This window comes from Rothia nasimurium (assembly GCF_928391935.1).
In the GTDB taxonomy this organism is placed as follows: Bacteria; Actinomycetota; Actinomycetes; order Actinomycetales; family Micrococcaceae; genus Rothia; species Rothia nasimurium_D.
The window spans coordinates 26,936-43,508 of the sequence record NZ_CAKMTD010000001.1; the positions used below are offsets into that span (position 1 = coordinate 26,936).

General features: G+C 57.0%; 14 protein-coding genes. 2 read left to right on the top strand and 12 right to left on the bottom strand.

The window, feature by feature from the left end:
- Positions 1-23: 23 nt before the first annotated feature.
- From L7A15_RS00130 to leuS, 5 genes are all read right to left on the bottom strand, one after another.
- Positions 24-974 (bottom strand): ComEC/Rec2 family competence protein, encoded by a 951-nt coding sequence (locus L7A15_RS00130; protein ID WP_237189565.1) that lies wholly within the window; start codon positions 972-974, stop codon positions 24-26.
- The gene (locus L7A15_RS00135; RefSeq protein WP_237189566.1) at positions 971-2,554 is read right to left on the bottom strand and encodes a ComEC/Rec2 family competence protein; all 1,584 of its coding nucleotides are present in this window, start codon (positions 2,552-2,554) and stop codon (positions 971-973) included. The genes L7A15_RS00130 and L7A15_RS00135 overlap by 4 nt, the downstream gene beginning before the upstream one ends.
- A complete protein-coding gene (locus L7A15_RS10715; protein ID WP_336603511.1) occupies positions 2,554-3,537 on the bottom strand; it encodes a helix-hairpin-helix domain-containing protein in 984 nt (327 codons plus the stop codon). Before L7A15_RS10715 ends, L7A15_RS00135 begins: the two co-directional genes overlap by 1 nt.
- 155 nt (positions 3,538-3,692) lie before the next feature.
- Entirely contained in the window at positions 3,693-4,601 is a 909-nt protein-coding gene (locus tag L7A15_RS00145) for a DegV family protein (protein ID WP_237189568.1), read from the bottom strand.
- 105 nt (positions 4,602-4,706) lie between these two features.
- Positions 4,707-7,145, bottom strand: a complete 2,439-nt coding sequence (gene leuS / locus L7A15_RS00150; protein WP_237189570.1) for a leucine--tRNA ligase — start codon at positions 7,143-7,145, stop codon at positions 4,707-4,709.
- Positions 7,146-7,406: 261 nt separating this feature from the next.
- Here leuS and L7A15_RS00155 point away from each other — a divergent pair, with 261 nt between their 5' ends.
- Both L7A15_RS00155 and L7A15_RS00160 read left to right on the top strand, forming a co-directional pair.
- Positions 7,407-8,300 carry an alpha/beta fold hydrolase gene (locus tag L7A15_RS00155; protein ID WP_237189569.1) on the top strand — a complete coding sequence of 298 codons (894 nt, stop codon included), beginning with the start codon at positions 7,407-7,409 and terminating at the stop codon, positions 8,298-8,300.
- Positions 8,297-9,427 carry a glycosyltransferase family 4 protein gene (locus L7A15_RS00160; RefSeq protein ID WP_237204452.1) on the top strand — a complete coding sequence of 377 codons (1,131 nt, stop codon included), beginning with the start codon at positions 8,297-8,299 and terminating at the stop codon, positions 9,425-9,427. Before L7A15_RS00155 ends, L7A15_RS00160 begins: the two co-directional genes overlap by 4 nt.
- On the opposite strand, the gene L7A15_RS00165 is transcribed toward L7A15_RS00160, so the two are convergent.
- The 7 genes from L7A15_RS00165 to pyrF all read right to left on the bottom strand — a co-directional run bounded on the left by L7A15_RS00165 (position 9,413) and on the right by pyrF (position 16,571).
- A complete protein-coding gene (locus tag L7A15_RS00165; protein WP_237188219.1) occupies positions 9,413-11,500 on the bottom strand; it encodes a primosomal protein N' in 2,088 nt (695 codons plus the stop codon). The genes L7A15_RS00160 and L7A15_RS00165 overlap by 15 nt on opposite strands.
- 14 nt (positions 11,501-11,514) lie before the next feature.
- Positions 11,515-12,720 carry a methionine adenosyltransferase gene (metK, locus tag L7A15_RS00170; RefSeq protein WP_237188220.1) on the bottom strand — a complete coding sequence of 402 codons (1,206 nt, stop codon included), beginning with the start codon at positions 12,718-12,720 and terminating at the stop codon, positions 11,515-11,517.
- Between the two features lie 41 nt (positions 12,721-12,761).
- On the bottom strand, positions 12,762-14,030 hold the full coding sequence (gene coaBC / locus L7A15_RS00175; RefSeq protein ID WP_237188221.1) for a bifunctional phosphopantothenoylcysteine decarboxylase/phosphopantothenate--cysteine ligase CoaBC: 1,269 nt from the start codon (positions 14,028-14,030) through the stop codon (positions 12,762-12,764).
- Positions 14,031-14,042: 12 nt separating this feature from the next.
- A complete protein-coding gene (gene rpoZ / locus L7A15_RS00180; RefSeq protein ID WP_237188222.1) occupies positions 14,043-14,429 on the bottom strand; it encodes a DNA-directed RNA polymerase subunit omega in 387 nt (128 codons plus the stop codon).
- Between the two features lie 166 nt (positions 14,430-14,595).
- Positions 14,596-15,168 carry a guanylate kinase gene (gmk, locus tag L7A15_RS00185; RefSeq protein WP_237188223.1) on the bottom strand — a complete coding sequence of 191 codons (573 nt, stop codon included), beginning with the start codon at positions 15,166-15,168 and terminating at the stop codon, positions 14,596-14,598.
- Positions 15,169-15,177: 9 nt separating this feature from the next.
- On the bottom strand, positions 15,178-15,492 hold the full coding sequence (gene mihF / locus L7A15_RS00190; RefSeq protein ID WP_237188224.1) for an integration host factor, actinobacterial type: 315 nt from the start codon (positions 15,490-15,492) through the stop codon (positions 15,178-15,180).
- 230 nt (positions 15,493-15,722) lie between these two features.
- Positions 15,723-16,571: an orotidine-5'-phosphate decarboxylase gene (pyrF, locus tag L7A15_RS00195; RefSeq protein ID WP_237188225.1), complete on the bottom strand. Its 849-nt coding sequence runs from the start codon at positions 16,569-16,571 to the stop codon at positions 15,723-15,725.
- Positions 16,572-16,573 lie beyond the last annotated feature (2 nt).

Genomic DNA, 16,573 nt, shown 5'->3' on the forward strand with positions numbered 1-16,573 from the left:
CAGATATTTTCGATTTCTGCAGGTTATGAGGAGGTGGAGACGCTCAGACCCCCTACCGTGTGAGTGACAGCGATATGGCCACTCTGGTCGGTTCGGACAGTAGGTATCTTCCGCTGAAGAAGATAATCTGTGATGTCGGGATGCGGGTGGCCGTAGCTGTTGTTCGCCCCCACTGGTATCAGGGCAAGGTCAGGACTGCTTGCAGAAATAATATCCGTACCGCTGCCGCTTGCACCGTGATGAGGAATCTTGAGTACATGTGCATCCAGGCTGTTCGATTTCCCTGTAAGGAGCCTGTGGGCAGCGTCTGCTTCAAGGTCACCTGTGCTCAAAACTGTCAGGGGAAGACTATCACCTACTACTGCAGGAATCTGCCAACGAATGACTAGGGAAGAGTTATTGATGTCCTGGTTGTCTTCAATGGGTAGGGCATGGTGTGGGGGCCATAAGACCTCCCCCAGAGCCTCAGAGTGACGACCAGCAATCCTGGTGGCTCCTTGGTCACCTGCAGAGAGTCTGGTGAGGTTGTTCTTTTCAGAAATACCAGGGGTTTTGGACGTATCAAACTGTTGAGTTACCACAACATGCTTGGGTTCATAGGTATCTAGCACGTATGTGTAGGCCCCGTAATGGTCAGCATGGGCGTGGGTGATGATGAGCGCCTCCACTGTGTCAACGCCTGCCCATTTCAGGCAGGACGCAAGGGCCTGGGCATCCTTACCCGTATCGAGCAGGTAGGCAGAGCGGTCCCCAGCACGAATGAGGTGGGCGTCACCCTGCCCAACATCGCAGGAAATCCACTGCCAGGTTGGCGGGGCCTCACCAGCTCGTCCAGGGAGTAAGGTACTACCCAGGAGGAGACAACACACCGCAAGAGCTACCACGGTACCCACCCAGAATAAACCTCGATGTGCCTGCCTTTTCAACGAGGCTTTCACCGCTCTTCTGCTACTGCGATACTGGCGATGTTTCATACAGATTCCCCCTGATACAGACGCGGCTGACGTTGGGGGCTCTGACGGCACATTCGTGCATCTGCCCACCAGATACAACAGCTCAAGACAATCACCAAGCTGGTGATCAAAAAAAGATTGACTGGACTAGCCTCTACTTCTACGGCACTGTTAGGTAGAGAAGAGACCCATGCAGCGATATTAATGAGGAGGGACGTCCCCCATTGACCTAGACCTAACATGAACTCAAGAACTGGTTCGGGCGCCTGGGCTGTGTAGCAGGCTAGAACCACGAGACCCACCAGGGTGATGGGGGCAACGAGTGGTGCGGCGAGGAGATTAGCCAGGACCGTATAGGCATAGATGGAATCTGAGAGCACCATAATGACAGGAGCGCACCAGAGCGAGGCTGCCAGAGGTATCGTGATGAGATCAGCTACAGCAGGAGGAAGAAGGCTGCACACTATCCGGGTCATGGCCGGGGCTAGGAGAAGTATGGATCCTGTTGCAACTGCAGAGAGGGAAAAACCGAGGTCACTTGCATACGAGGGGTCATAAAACAGAAGACCAAGAATGCATGTCGCTAGATAGCCTAGGCTGTTGGAACCATGACCGAAAAGGAGGCCAAGAGCTCCAACACTCCCCATGACCCAGGCTCTCAGGACGGACCCGTCCGGCCCAACCAAGACAATATAGGATGTTGAGGCCAAGGCACCCACCGCAATCAGAACATATCGCTGGTCAACCAGCCTGGACATGAGCCGGTAGGCTAAAACAAAAATGAGGGTGATATTTGCACCAGATACAGCGGTCAGATGAGTTAGTCCGGCTGTTCGCATCTCAGCTTTAGTTTGTTCAGTCATACTAGAGTCATCCCCGTAGGCGAGGCCCAAGATGAGGGCCGTATCATCTGCCCCGACAATTCTTTGGGCGTACCTGTTGAGGTCATCCTTAAGGTGAACTATAGGATCCGCAGAAGGGGCTGAGCTGATACTGAAGGCCTGGCCACTTACCGAATAATAGGTACCTTTCACAGCCAGCTTGCCCACTGCGCGAACCCTGTCACCCGGCATGAAGTTTTGGTGTGAGTACACAAAAATTCTGGCTTTTACATGGTGCTCGTCCTGCCCAGCAGTGAGTACCTGGGTGGTGAGTTCAGTCTTAAAGCTGCCATCTCGTGCTGGAGCAGAACCCTCCACAATCCCTGTGACCCGGACTGTACTCCCGTTCAGGGCATCCATGACCGTCCACAGGTAATGGTAGCCCCTGGAGTGAATTAGACTCCCTTGAAGCATCACCACAAGAATAGACAGCAGAAGGACACGGTTTATGTGCCCTATGAGGGTATGAGCGCGACCGTGACAGCACCAGAACTGGTAGCAGCAACACATCACCCAGAGGAGCAAGGTTATTCCAAGGACGAATAGGAATACCTTCAAGCCATATGTTATCCACACTAGGCAAGCTAACCACATGAAACATGCAGGAAGGATCAGTCTGATATCCAGGAAAAGAGTCTGGCTTCTAGCCCTTCTCATGCTGTCGTGTCTCAGGTCAGTCCACTGCTCCTGGGAGTGGGCCAACAATTCCGCGGCGTTCATCAGACTGTGACCTTGTCTCGAAGCTGGGCAAGCGTGGCAGGGCCAATACCTGAGACCTGATCAAGTTCATCAACATGCTGGAACCCTCCGTTTTCCTCCCGCCAGGAAATGATAGACGCTGCAAGAACAGGGCCGACTTTGGGAAGAGTTTGTAGCTCTTCACTAGAGGCAGTGTTGAGATTAACCAGCCCAGGAGGTGCCGCTGGATTCACTATCTCTGGTGCTGATACGGCCCCCACCCCTAAAGCCGGTTGAGAACCAGCTTCGCCCAGGGCAGGAATATAAATCTGAACCCCATCCTGCGCCGGCTCAGCAAGGTTGACAGCTGCCTGCTGAGCATCAGGCAACAAACCGCCTGCTAGCTCAACAGCGTCATTAACTCGGGCCCCTGCAGGAACCTGATAAATACCAGGATTTGCCACGGCCCCTGCAACGTGAACCACGATACTAGCTTGCTCAGATGATTCCGGGGAGGTTCCAGTACCTTTGACACTAGAATCAGTGCCAGGGCTCCCAGAAGCCATAAGTAGGGAAGGCTCTTCTGCCCTATCAGGACTATCTGCTCCTGCAGTCCCGGTACTATCAGAAACAGGAATAACGGTAGCTTGGGGATCTGAGGGTTTGAGCACACCCCATAGGGTCACACCGGCAAGTAACAGAGCAAGCACGAGAAGAGACCCTACAGGCACCCGCCACCGAACATGACGCTGATGAGGGGGCTCAGGCAGCGAAAAATCCTCCTGATGTTCACCCAGCACTGTATTGAGTAGCTGCCGATGCCTGGGCCTATCCCCCGAAGCATCCAGACCACTCAAGTCCCTGCGTCGGGTCACGTCTGAACCGCGAGAAGCTACCAGGTAAGAAACCTTGGAATCTCCCAGCTCATCAAGATGCAGATGATCTTCACCGGCCTGCCTCCTAGGCACCTCGCCCGCAGGAGAATCAACGTTCCGAGAATCACCACTATGATTTGAAAAGCTCATGGCCCCAGGCTACGTTCAGCCAGTATTAGCTACCACAGGGAGGAAGGGTTGTGGAAAGAGCTCCACGGCTCCCACCAGTACAAACAAGGTAATTCACTAAAAAATGGTGAACCTTTGAGCACCATTACGCGCTGGGAACAACAGGGCCGAGAAGGCTAGTACACAACAGTAGCTAAAGCTCCCAGACCAGCATGCGCTGCAAGCACAGGTGGCAGCGGGCTGAGGTAGGCTTCGTCCGCAATGTCACCTAAATCGGCCTTCAGCTGATGGGCCTGCTCGACATTCCCGCTGTAATGAATCGCCACTACACGGCCAGAACGGCGGAACAGCTCCTGCTGATCCCCAGAAGAAAAAACCACCTCCTCGGGAAGCTCACCATCTCTTGACCCCGATTCCTCAACCGTCAAAGAGATCAGCCGCTCAATCGCCCTAGGCGTCGTCCGGGGACGTTCCACATACATCAAACGCCCATCAACAACCGTGGCAACCGGACGGATCTGAAACATCTGACCCACCATAGCCAAAGCAGGATTAACCCGCCCTCCCCTTTTGAGGGCGTCCAGCGTCGGAATAAAAAAATATAGAGACGCACCGGCACAAAGCTCTTCAGCAAGTGCTGCAGCCCGCTCGAGATCGTCCTCAACAGAAAGCACCTGGTACAAACGGCGTACAGGCTCCCCCAAACCCATAGCCAGGCTCAAAGAGTCAACAACAGCCACAGGTATATCAACTGTCCGGGCTGCCAACCGAGCCGCTGAAACAGTGCCAGATAATTCACTAGAAAGGTGAATCGAAATAACAGCCTGAAAACCCTGGGCTGCCAATTCTTCATATGCATCAATTAAGACGCCAGGAGCAACACCGGAGGTTGAAACCTGTTCCCCCTGAATATGAGCCATCGCAATGGCCTCGTCAAGCTGCTCCCGGCTCAAATCATGGGTTGGGCGCTCGCCAATCATCACAGGGAGCTCAAGTTGCAGAAACCCCCCAGCTTGGGTCATCTGTTGAAGCAGGGAATCAGGTAAAGCTGAAGACGAATCGGTGACGATAGCAATAGTACGCACAGGGTTACTTTACCGTGAATTCACATCATTCACAGCGCATAAGACAAAGGCAAGGCCCAGCTCCTTGAGGGAACTGGGCCTTGTACTGGAAGTCAGTCTTGCAGACTAGATCACGATATTGACCAGCTTGGGGGCGCGGACGATTACCTTACGAATCTCAGCGCCACCCAGGGCCCGCTGTACGGCCTCGGAGCCCAGGGCCAGGGCCTCAAGGTCAGCCTCAGAGATATCCTTGGCTACTTCCAGACGGTCCTTGACCTTGCCCTTGATCTGCACAATCGCGGTGACGGTATCATCAACCAGCTGGGCAGGATCAACCGCTGGCCAGCCCGCAGTCAGTACGGGGGTGTCATGGCCTAGCAGGTGCCAGGCGTCCTCAGCGGTGTAGGGGGCGTAGAGGGAGAGCAGGATGGCAATGGCTTCAGCAGCTTCGCGGACGGCCGGGTCGGCAGCACCTGCCCCGGAGTCAATGACCTTGCGGGTTGCGTTGACCAGCTCCATGGTCTTAGCCACGGCAACGTTGAACTTGCCGTTTTCAACCAGGGTATCGACGTCGTGGACGGTGCGGTGTACCAGCTTGTGCAGGTCAGCATCGCCGCTTGCTCCGTCCACGCCCACCTCGCTAGTGACGTCCTGGGCAATGCGCCAGGCGCGGGCCAGGAACTTCTGCATACCTGCGGGGGAAACGTCAGCCCAGTCGACGTCGTCCTCGGGCGGGGAGGCGAAGACCATGACGGTGCGGACGGCATCGACACCGAACTTATCGAGCTGCTGGCCCAGGTCAACACCGTTACCCAGTGACTTGGACATAGCCTTACCCTGGTTGAGCACCTGGCCCTGGTTCATCAGGGCCTTGAAGGGCTCAGAGTGTTCAATCAGGCCCAGGTCGCGGATGACCTTGGTGAAGAAGCGGGCGTAGAGCAGGTGCAGAATCGCGTGCTCAACACCGCCGATGTACATGTCGACCTGGTTCCACTTCTTCATCTGCTCGGGGTCGAAGATAGCCTGGTCGTAATTTGGTGAGACGTAGCGCAGGAAGTACCAGGAGGAATCCACGAAGGTGTCCATGGTGTCTGAGTCGCGCTTGGCGTCCTGACCGCAGACGGGGCAGGGTACGGTATTCCACTCGGTAGCAGCGGCCAGGGGTGACTGTCCCTTGGGTGCCAGGTCTTCACCGGCCAGGTTGTCGGGAAGCAGGACGGGCAGCTGCTCTTCCGGAACCAGCTGTTCACCGTGCTCTTCACAGTGGATGACGGGGATGGGGCAGCCCCAGAAGCGCTGGCGGGAGAGCAGCCAGTCACGCAGGCGGAAGTTGACCTTGCCGGTGCCCACACCCTTTTCTTCCAGCAGCTCGATAGCCTTGGAAATACCCTCAGCCTTATTCAGGCCGTCCAGGGGGCCGGAGTTAATGTGGACGCCGTCGCCGGTGGTAGCGACACCAGTTTCTGCCGGGTCGTCCTCCCCGGTGTCGAGAACGGTGATGACGGGAATGTCGAACTTACGGGCGAAGTCCAGGTCACGCTGGTCGTGGGCGGGAACCGCCATCAGGGCGCCGGTTCCGTAGTCGGCCAGGGCGTAGTCAGAGGCCCACAGGGGCAGCTTATCGCCGGTCAGGGGGTTGATAGCGTAACGGCCCAGGAAGACGCCGGTCTTCTCACGGTCAGTGGACTGGCGATCAATCTCAGACAGGACCTTAATCTCTTCACGGTAAGCCTCCAGGGCTGCCCGCTGCTCGTCGGTTACCAGGTCAAGGGCCAGGTCAGCGTCAGCAGCAACAATGAAGAAAGTAGCACCGTACAGGGTATCGGGACGGGTAGTGAAGACATCCACGGTGGTGGCGGGCTTGTCACCTGCAGCCTCAACCTCAAAGGTCACCTCAGCACCCTCAGAGCGTCCAATCCAGTTGCGCTGCATAGCGAGCACGCGGTCGGGCCAGTGGCCCTCCAGCTCCTTCATGTCGTCCAGCAGTTCCTGGGCGTAGTCGGTGATCTTGAAATACCACTGGTTCAGGGACTTCTTGGTCACCGGGGTGTGGCAGCGCTCGCACTCGCCGTTGACTACCTGCTCGTTGGCCAGCACGGTCTGGTCCTTGGGGCACCAGTTGACCTGGGAGAACTTACGGTAGGCCAGGCCCTTCTTGTAGAACTGCTGGAAGAGCCACTGGGTCCACTTGTAGTATTCGGGGTCAGAGGTGTGCAGGCGGCGGGACCAGTCGGTCATTATGCCGTAGCGCTTGAAAGAGCCGGCCTGGGTCTCGATGTTCTTATAGGTCCATTCTTTGGGGTGGGTGTTGTTCTTGATCGCCGCGTTTTCTGCCGGTAGGCCGAAGGAGTCCCAGCCGATGGGGTGCAGCACATCAAAGCCCTTTTGCTTCCAGAAGCGGGCGGTGACATCGCCAATGGCGAAGGCCTCAGCGTGGCCCATGTGGAGGTCGCCGGAGGGATAGGGGAACATGTCCGCAACGTAGCGGGTTTCCTTGCCCTCCTCGTTGGTGGGTTCGAAGACCTTAGTTTCTTCCCAGTAGGGCTGCCACTTGGCTTCCATGGTGCGGAAGTCCCAGGTGGTCTCGTTCTGTTCGGTAGGTTCTACCTCTGCAGTCAAGGTGTTTCCTGTCTGTTGGTGAGCCGTGGCCGTGTGGTTGTGGGCGCACGGGTAGTTAAGTATCTGTAGTTTGCTACCATTTTACCCCGCTTCAGGGTTTCGTGCCTGTTGTAGATTGGTGGGTGAGAAGGACGCGGGGGCCTGGCCTTCCGGGGTATGGTGGGTAGGGCGTGACTTTTGTTCCGGTAGATTGTGGGAGTTTCTGTGGTTGAAAGTGTTTTTGAACCGGTGCCTGTTTCTTGGCCCTCTGGTGATATGCAGGAGGCCTGGGTGGGCGGTACCCGGGCCCGGTGGTGGGAATATGGCAGGCAGGACGGCGACGTCCTCGTCCTGGTGCATGGTTTCAGGGGGGACCACCACGGGCTTGAGCTCATTGCAGCCGGTCTACAGGACTACCGAGTTCTGATACCTGACCTGCCGGGTTTCGGGAAAACTGAACCTATTGCCGGCGCTGAGCACGGGATTTCAACCTATGCCGCCTGGCTTCTTGATTTTATGGAGCAGGTTGTCAACACCCCGGTTCACCTGGTGGGCCATTCCTTTGGGTCTATTGTGAGCTCTTATGCGAGCCTGGCACGGCCCCAGGCTGTAGAGCGGCTGACCCTCATTAACCCTATCTGCCAGCCTGCCCTGGAGGGTGATCAAAAGGTCATGAGTAAGTTAGCTGAAGCCTACTATGGGGCCGGAGCAGCCCTACCTGCCCGGCTGGGCTTCAGCCTGCTTCGCTCCCCTCTCATTACGCGCTTGACCAGCGAATTCATGATTAAAACCAAAGACCCCAAAACCCGGGATTTTATCAACGGCCAGCACGCAGCCTACTTTGGGGCCTTTGCAACCCGGGAGGCAGTGCTGCAAGCCTACCGGGCCTCAATCTCTTCAACGGCAGCCGACTACACCCCGTCCCTCCCCATGCCGGTACAGATGATTGTGGCTGAAAAAGATGATTTGGGTACCTTGGATCTCCAACGACAGATGGCGAGCCAACTGCAGAGAGGCCGGTTTGACCTTATCCCCGAGGTCGGCCACCTGATTCACTACGAGACTCCCCTCCGCGCTGCCCGCCTGATTATAGACTTCCACCACCAGGAGAACCTGTGAAACTCATCGTTGACGCCCGCTATACCCGTCTCGGCTTCCACGACGGAATCAGCCGGTACACTGCCTCCCTCCTCACCGCCCTCAAGAACCTCAAAGACAAGGGTCACCCCGAGCTACCGGCACACTTTGAGCTGGTCATGGCAATTCACAACGAACGCCAGCTGGATATGCTCCCCCGGCTCCCCCACGTCCTGATCTGCTCCCCCACCTCCCCCCAAGAACCTGGCGCAGCCCTGCAGCTCAACGCCTTTTCCCCGGACGTGGTCTTCTCACCCATGCAGACTCTGGGCTTAGGTGGGCTGGGCCGAAAGTTCAAGCTGATTCTGACCCTGCACGATTTGATTTACTACAGCCACCCCCAGCCCCCGGGCTTCCTCCCCCTCCCGGTGCGGGCAGGCTGGCGGGTCTTCCATACCACCTACGCCCCGCAGCGCTACCTGCTCAACCGGGCCGACGCCGTGGCTACCGTATCTGAAACCACCGCAGCCCTGATTCGGGAGAAGAACCTTACCACCAGGCCCCTTACCGTCATACCGAACGCCCCCCAGCCCGGCTCCCTCATGGAGCTCGAACAAGCTCTAGAAGGTGCCCCCCAGCGCAACAGGGACCTGCTCTACATGGGTTCCTTTATGCCCTATAAGAATGTAGAAACCCTACTCAGGGCCATGAAATACCTCCCTGACTACCGGCTTCACCTGCTATCAAAGATTGCTCCGGCCCGTGAGCAGGAACTGGCTCCTCTGCTCGGTGAGAACGTCCAGCTCCACCGGGGGGTATCTGAGCAGGAGTATCGGACCATGCTGGCCCAGGCGGCTGCCCTGCTCACGGCCTCCCGTGATGAGGGGTATGGCTTGCCTGTGGTTGAAGCCCAATCAGCTGGCTGCCCCGTCGTGCTCAGCGATATTCCAATTTTTAGGGAAATTGCCCCCTCGGCCCCCTACGCCCCGGCCGACGACGCCTACGCTTTCGCCCAGGCCGTCCGCGCCCTCGAAGATAGCCAGTACCAGCAGCAGGTCATCACCCAGGGCCTGCAGGACGCAGCCCGCTACAGCTGGGAGGCCAGCGCCCTGACCCTGATCCGCACAGCCCAGGGCTTGCTTGCCCCGGATACCTCAGAGAATATCTAGCCCGTCACACCGGATCTGCACCGGCTCGCTCTTTTTCAAGGCAGACAGGGAGGCCTTGACCGACCGCAGATGGCGGGTTAGCTGGTGGCCCTGGGTGTAGGTAAAGAATATGATTGCCCGATAGAGTTGGCCCTCGGCCTCCCCCTCATAAAAACCAGAGGGATCGATCAGGGGTACAGGCCCGCTGATGTGAATGTCCTCGGGTAGGTCTAGGGCCTCACAGAAGGTTGAGACAGCTGTCTCGCTTCCGGTAATGGCGGCGGTGCGGACGGCTGGGGGCAGTCCAATTTCATGACGTTCGTCCAACTCCCAGAGGGCATAGCCCATGGGGTCCCACCGAACTAAGGCTTCAAGGGTCGGGGACGGGCTGGCCGTGGTGACCACCTGCCCGCCCTGATGGAAGGGGCGGACGAGGGCGGCTGCGTTGAACCAGCGACGCAGGGCTGATTCTGGGGCACGCAGGGAATCGAACTGAAGCATGCGGTCAGCGTCCAAGAGCAGGGCCGCGGCGTACCCGCCCGGGGCGACCGGCTCCCCACCCGGGGTAGCAATGACCAGGGCAGGTTCGGGGCCGATGGTGGGCCTGATATTTTCACCGCTTGAAGTAATCACAGGTACATCGGGGAAGGCCCGCCCCAGTTCTTCTGCCGTCCGGAGGGCACCTACCATGCCGCTGCGCCAGCGGTCATAGTGGCACTCGGTGCAGTGCCAGGAGTGGGCCAGGTGGCCACACCAGCCACACTGGGGGGTGCTAGTACCTGATGTGAGAGTCAGGGGTCCGTGGCAGTCGTCGCAGCGGGCAGCGAATCGGCACCGCTGGCAGGACAGGGCCGGGATGTAACCGGCCCGGGCAACCTGGATAAGCACAGGGCCTCTGGTCAGGGCCTGCTGGGCTACGGTAAAGGCCTGGTGGGGAATACGGGCAATAGCAGCTAGCGGGTCACGGGCCAGCTGGTAGTCGTCGCCCGTAGGCAGGACGCGGGGTGAGTGGCTCCTGAGCGTAGTCCGGTCTGGACGCAGGTGGCTTGCCCAGCGGGTTCGTACCAGCCGTGCAGCCTCACTGGAGACAGCATGGCTCAGGAACAGGGCAGCGGTCTTCTCCTGGGTGGCCCTGAGCAGGAGGACGTCGCGCACCTGGCAGTAGGGGGCCCTCTGCTCAACTAGGTTAGAGTCCCCGTCGTCCCAGCAGGCAACCAAACCCAGGTTGGTGACCGGTGCGTAGGCTGCTGACCGGGTTCCAATAACAATACGGACGCGGCCGGTGAGGGCCTTGAGGAAGTTCTGGTACCTGGGTGTTGGCTTATCTGAGGCAGTGAGCCGGGCGTAGGCACCCGGCCCGACGACGGCGTCCAGGGCCTCACTGAGCCGGTTGAGGGCTTTATGATCAGGGACCACAGCCAGGGCACCTCGGCCTGTATGAGCCGTAGCGACCAGGGCCGCAGCCAGAAGTTTCTCCCAGGGCTGGGCCAGCCCCTGGGGTAGGGCTGTCAGGACGGCCCGGGCCTCGGCCCCGGCAAGGAGGTCATCGCAAAATTCGGGGCCGTTGATGTAATCCTGAAACCCCTCCAGCAAGGACTCGTCCAGAGGGTAGTCACATTCGACTTCACCATCGAGGGCCTGCTCACCCTCTTCAAGGCGGGCTACCCGGGGAGGGATAGCCAACCGCAGGACGTCCGGCACCAGCCCCGCATACCGGTCAGCCAGGGCGTCGGCCAGGTCAAAAATCTCAGGCCGAACAACCCGCACCGCAGAAACCACCTTATGCAAGGGCACAAGCCGGGCCGGAGAATCAGACCGCTCAACCCTTTCACGCAGCCAGCCGCCCACCTCGCGTCCGCCAAATTTCACCCGAACCCGAACCCCCGGCTGGGCCAACTCATCCCAGCGGGCAGGAACCGTGTAATCAAACAGACGGTCCAGGTGGGGCACATGAGAATCAATATGAACCCGGGCAATCGGCCTGACCACAGCAGCGTCCTCCTCAGCCGTAGAGCCCAGGAGGTGGGGGGCAGGTACGTCGAATCCCTGCAACAAATCAAGTTGCAGGGATTCGTCATCAGGTGCCATGGTCATAGGGCCATTGTAGCCTAGAGTCCAGCAGCCGCTTTCAGCTCGTTCACCCGGTTGGTCCGCTCCCAGGTGAAATCGTAGTCTTCACGACCAAAGTGGCCGTTAGCTGCAGTCTTAGCGTAGATAGGACGACGCAGCTCCAAATCACGAATAATCGCGAGGGGGCGCAGGTCAAAGACCTCCCGGATAGCGCTTTCAATGGCTGAAACCGCTACCTTTTCGGTGCCAAAAGTCTCAACATAGATACCCACAGGAGCTGCCTGGCCGATAGCGTAGGCAACCTGCACCTCAGCCCGGTCAGCCAGCCCAGCAGCCACGATGTTCTTAGCAACCCAGCGCATAGCGTAGGCTGCCGAACGGTCGACCTTAGACGGATCCTTACCTGAGAAAGCGCCACCACCGTGACGGGCCATACCACCGTAGGTATCCACAATAATCTTGCGCCCAGTCAGACCGGCGTCGCCCACCGGGCCACCCTGCACGAACTGGCCAGCAGGGTTGATAATGAACTTGGCCTGGGACGCATCAAAATCGAAGCTGGCAAGCACAGGTTCAATCACATACTGCCGGATATCAGCATCCAGCTGCGCCAGGTCGTAGTCAGCCGCATGCTGGGTCGAAACAACCACGGTGTCAATCATGACCGGCTTGAAATTCTCGTCGTAGCCCAAGGTGACCTGGGTCTTGCCATCCGGGCGCAGGCCGGGCAGGGTGCCGTCCTTACGAACCTTAGTCAGCTGCTCAGAAAGGCGGTGGGCGACATAAATCGGAGCAGGCATCAGCACATCGGTCTCATTGGTGGCATAACCAAACATGATGCCCTGGTCGCCCGCGCCCTGCTTATCGAGTTCGTCAGCAGCAGTACCCTGACGAACCTCAAGGGAGTTATAGACACCAGAATTGATGTCCGGTGACTGCTCACCGATAGAAATGGATACACCACAAAACTCGCCGTCAAAGCCCTGGGTAGAAGAATTGTAGCCAATACCCAGAATGGTTTGACGCACAATCTTAGGGATATCAACATAACCGCGGGTAGTTACCTCACCGGCAACCATCACCTGGCCTGTCGTCACCATAGTCTCCACAGCAACGTTTGAATGCGGATCCTCAGTGAGCAAGGCATCAAGAATTGCATCAGAAATCTGGTCGCAAATTTTGTCGGGGTGGCCTTCAGTCACTGATTCACTAGTGAAGAGGCGAAGGTTCTTGTATTCAGTCACGGTATTACTGTACTTCTCTCAGTCGGAAGGAGCCTAAAAGATTAAAGAGTATTGATTTGTTGCGCTATGTGAAGCAACACCCCGCGGGCAACTTCATACTTACTACCACTAAACTCGATAGCAGAGTCAGCTGTCCTCGATAGCAGGTGTATTGTGTTGTGATCCGTGCCGAAACCAACGGTTTCGCTCACAGTATTGACTGCCAGGAAGTCACACCCCTTCCGGGCAAGCTTTGCCTGCCCGTACTCTAGTGGCGACGATGTGTCGTCCCCGGTTTCCGCCGCAAATCCCACAATCGTATGGGGCGAAGAAGCAGGATTGACCTGACGGTGCTGCACGGAGTCCTTGAGAATATCCGGATTTCGCACCAGCCGTATGACGGGGTCCTGGCCAGGGTCCTCGGTTTTCTTAATTTTAGAAGCAAGATATTCAGCAGGCCTAAAGTCCGCAACAGCCGCCGCCATCACCAGGACGTCCGTCTCACCCATGTGGGCAAACACAGCTTGCTTGAGCTCGTCAGCACTAGAAACTCGTGTGACCTGATGGAGCCCCTGGGGAAGCTCTACCTCGATATGGGCCGCAATCACATGAACTTCAGCACCCAAATCAAGGGCAGCTTGAGCAAGGGCAATGCCCTGCTTACCCGAGGAACGGTTCCCCAGGAACCTGACAGGGTCCAAGGCTTCGCGGGTACCCCCAGCAGTAATCAAAAAATGTTGTGAAGCAAGCGGTTTAGTTTCTGCTTGAGCGACTGCAGAAGTTATCGCAGCATCCTGGCCCTGAAACCAGCCCAGCACCTCAAGCGCTTGAGCGTAAATGTCCTCAGGCTCCGGCAGGCGGCCAACTCCTGAATCAGGGCCCGTCAAACGACCGACCGCAGGTTCAATAATGTGATAGCCAAAACCCCGTAACGTCTCAACATTCTTCTGGGTCGCCGGGTGCTCCCACATCTGTGTGTGCATAGCAGGAGCCAGAATCACGGGTGCATGCGTGGTTAACACGGTTGCAGACAACAAATCGTCCGCTCGGCCCATCGCCAACCGGGCCATGAGGTCAGCAGTTGCAGGGGCAATCACTACAGCATCTGCTTCTTCGGCCTGGCGCACATGATTGACCTCAGGCACCCGCTCAAAAACGTCAACGGATACCGGGTTGCCGCTGAGGGCTTCAAGGGTCGGCTTCCCCACGAACTTTAGAGCTGCCTCCGTCGGGATCGCAATGACCTCGTGACCGGCCTTACCAAAAAGGCGAAGGAGCATCGCAGCCTTGTACGCTGCAATGCCCCCTCCAATACCTATGACTACTCGCATGGATAGACTAGGCTAAGCCTGTTCAACATCGTCTGCATCGACATACTCAACAAAGGGTTCGTCGATGTAGAAATCGCTGTCTGAGAGGAAGGCGCTTTGCTCTTCGTCATGGACGAGGGTTCCGTTTTCATCAAAGATGCCGTCCTTGATATGACGGGCCTCAATCAAACCTTCATTAATCTCACGCATTGCAACAGAAAGTGACTTTTCGTTGGGTTCAGCGTCTACCAAAGGACCTACGTGATCGTACAGATTCTCGTGAAGCTGAGAATAATAAGCATTGATCTGGCGGGCACGACGGGCACCAAAAATAACAAGACCGTACTTTGATTCAGCCTTTTCAATCAGGGCGTCTGCGCTGGGATTGATGATGCCTTCATCGTTGTATGCGTGTGCCACTTCTTCTCCATCTAAAAATTCTACTGTGTCACCGCCCAGCGGGCAGGCGGCATAAAACTCTATCTATACTATCTGGCAGGTCATTTTTTGTCACGCATAAGGCGGTGACGAACGGGTGCTTCACCCCTTCATCACCGCCTACAGACCTAATCAGGTTTTATGGATCTTAGTCAATCAGGCCCATCAAACGGACAATCTCCTGAGCTGCTTCTTCCACGGTTTCATTCACCACGGTGACATCAAATTCAGGCTCAGCGGCAAGCTCAACCTTAGCGGTCTCCAAGCGGGCTTCCTGTTCCTGCTTTGATTCGGTTCCTCGGCCCACCAAACGATTGACCAGCTCATCCCAAGAGGGAGGTGCCAAGAAAATCAACTGGGCTTCAGGCATCGCATTACGAATCTGGCGGGCACCTTGAAGATCAATCTCTAGAAAGACGTGCTTCCCTGCGTCAAGCTGCTTCTGAACCATCGACCGGATCGTCCCGTATTTGTAAGAATTATGGACAGTAGCCCATTCGAGCATCTTCCGGTTCTCAATCATGGAATCAAACTCTTCGTCAGAAACGAAGTAGTAGTGGACGCCGTCGACTTCACCTGGTCGAGGATCACGAGTCGTGGCTGACACAGAAAACCACACCTGGGGGTAGTTCTCCCGGATGTAGGCGGATACAGTTCCCTTTCCTACAGCAGTCGGGCCTGCGAGTACAGTGAGTTTAGGTGCAGTTTTCTGGTCTGCCATGGGTGTCCCCTATCGATCGAGCAGGTTAATCAGGGCCTTGCGCTGGTGGATGCCCAGACCGCGAAGGCGGCGTGATTCTGCAATGTTAAGTTCTTTAAGAATATTTTCAGTGCGGACCTCACCTACGCCGGGAAGGGAAGTAAGCAAATCAGTCACCTTTAGTCTAGCGACTGCTTCGTCGGCATCAGCGCGCTTAAGAACTTCAGCAATAGTGATTTTCTTATTTTTTACGGCGTCCTTGATTTCAGCACGGGTGACACGAGCTTTCTTTGCCTTTTCACGGGCTGCAGCGCGTTGTTCTTCGGTGAGGGGCTGGAGTGGCATGGTTCTATTCCTTCTGTGCGAGATGCCTGACGGCACAATAGGGTGGATTAGTCGAAGATTCGTCCGCATCTGAGGTGCGTCAGTGGGGGAAAGAAATGTGGACTTTTCTACGAACTAACAATTTCAAAATAGCATGTCAGACATGGTTAAGGAAGAGTATTACCTACTCATGACACCCCTGAATGTGGAAATTGGTGGGAAATCTAATGATTTCCCACCAATTTCATTCTTTAAAGCGTCCGCTGAGCCTGCATCAGCTGGTCACGGGCTTTTTCTGCGGCTGTTCTGAGACCGGTGGTGGTTGGTCCAGCAGCAAGAACTCCCCGGCTTGAATTGACCAGGATCTGCTTCTCTAATCCTTCAAAGACCCGATACAAGTCTTGGGCAGTTGCTCCTTGGGCCCCAAACCCAGGTGCCAGGATTGGCCCGTTGAAGGAGCCTAGGTCAATATGTAGTTCGTGCAGGGCGTCCTTGACAGTTGCGCCAACAACTAGACCGCAGGGTCCCATGTGGTCCCAGGTGCGTTCAGTGTTTTCAGCAATAGCGGAACGGACAATGGAACCTGCTACAGAGTCTTTTCCGCCAACGTGCTGGACGGTCTTACCCTCAGGATTAGAGGTGAGAGCCAGGACGAAGGTTCCCCTCCCCTGCTGGTCTGCAAGGTCGAGGGCCGGACGCAGGGACTCGAACCCGAGGTAGGGGCTTAGGGTCACAGAATCTGTAGCCAGGGGGGAGCTTGCTCCTAGCCAGGCGTCCGCATAGGCGGCCATAGTCGAGCCGATATCACCGCGCTTAGCGTCAGCTACTACCAGAATCCCTGCCTGGGCAGCGTCCTGGTGGAGTTTTTCCAAGACTGCAAGACCGGCCGAACCGTGGCGCTCAAAGAGGGCTACCTGGGGCTTGAGGGCGGCGGCAACGGGGCCGCAGGCCTCAAGCACAGTGTCAGCGAAGAATTGCAAGGACGCAGGCGTATCAGCTAGGCCCCAGCTGTCAAGGAGACTTGGGTGGGGGTCAATGCCCACGCAGAGGGGCCCCTTCTCCCCCATGGCCGCAGCAAGGCGGTCACCAAAGCCGGTCATGC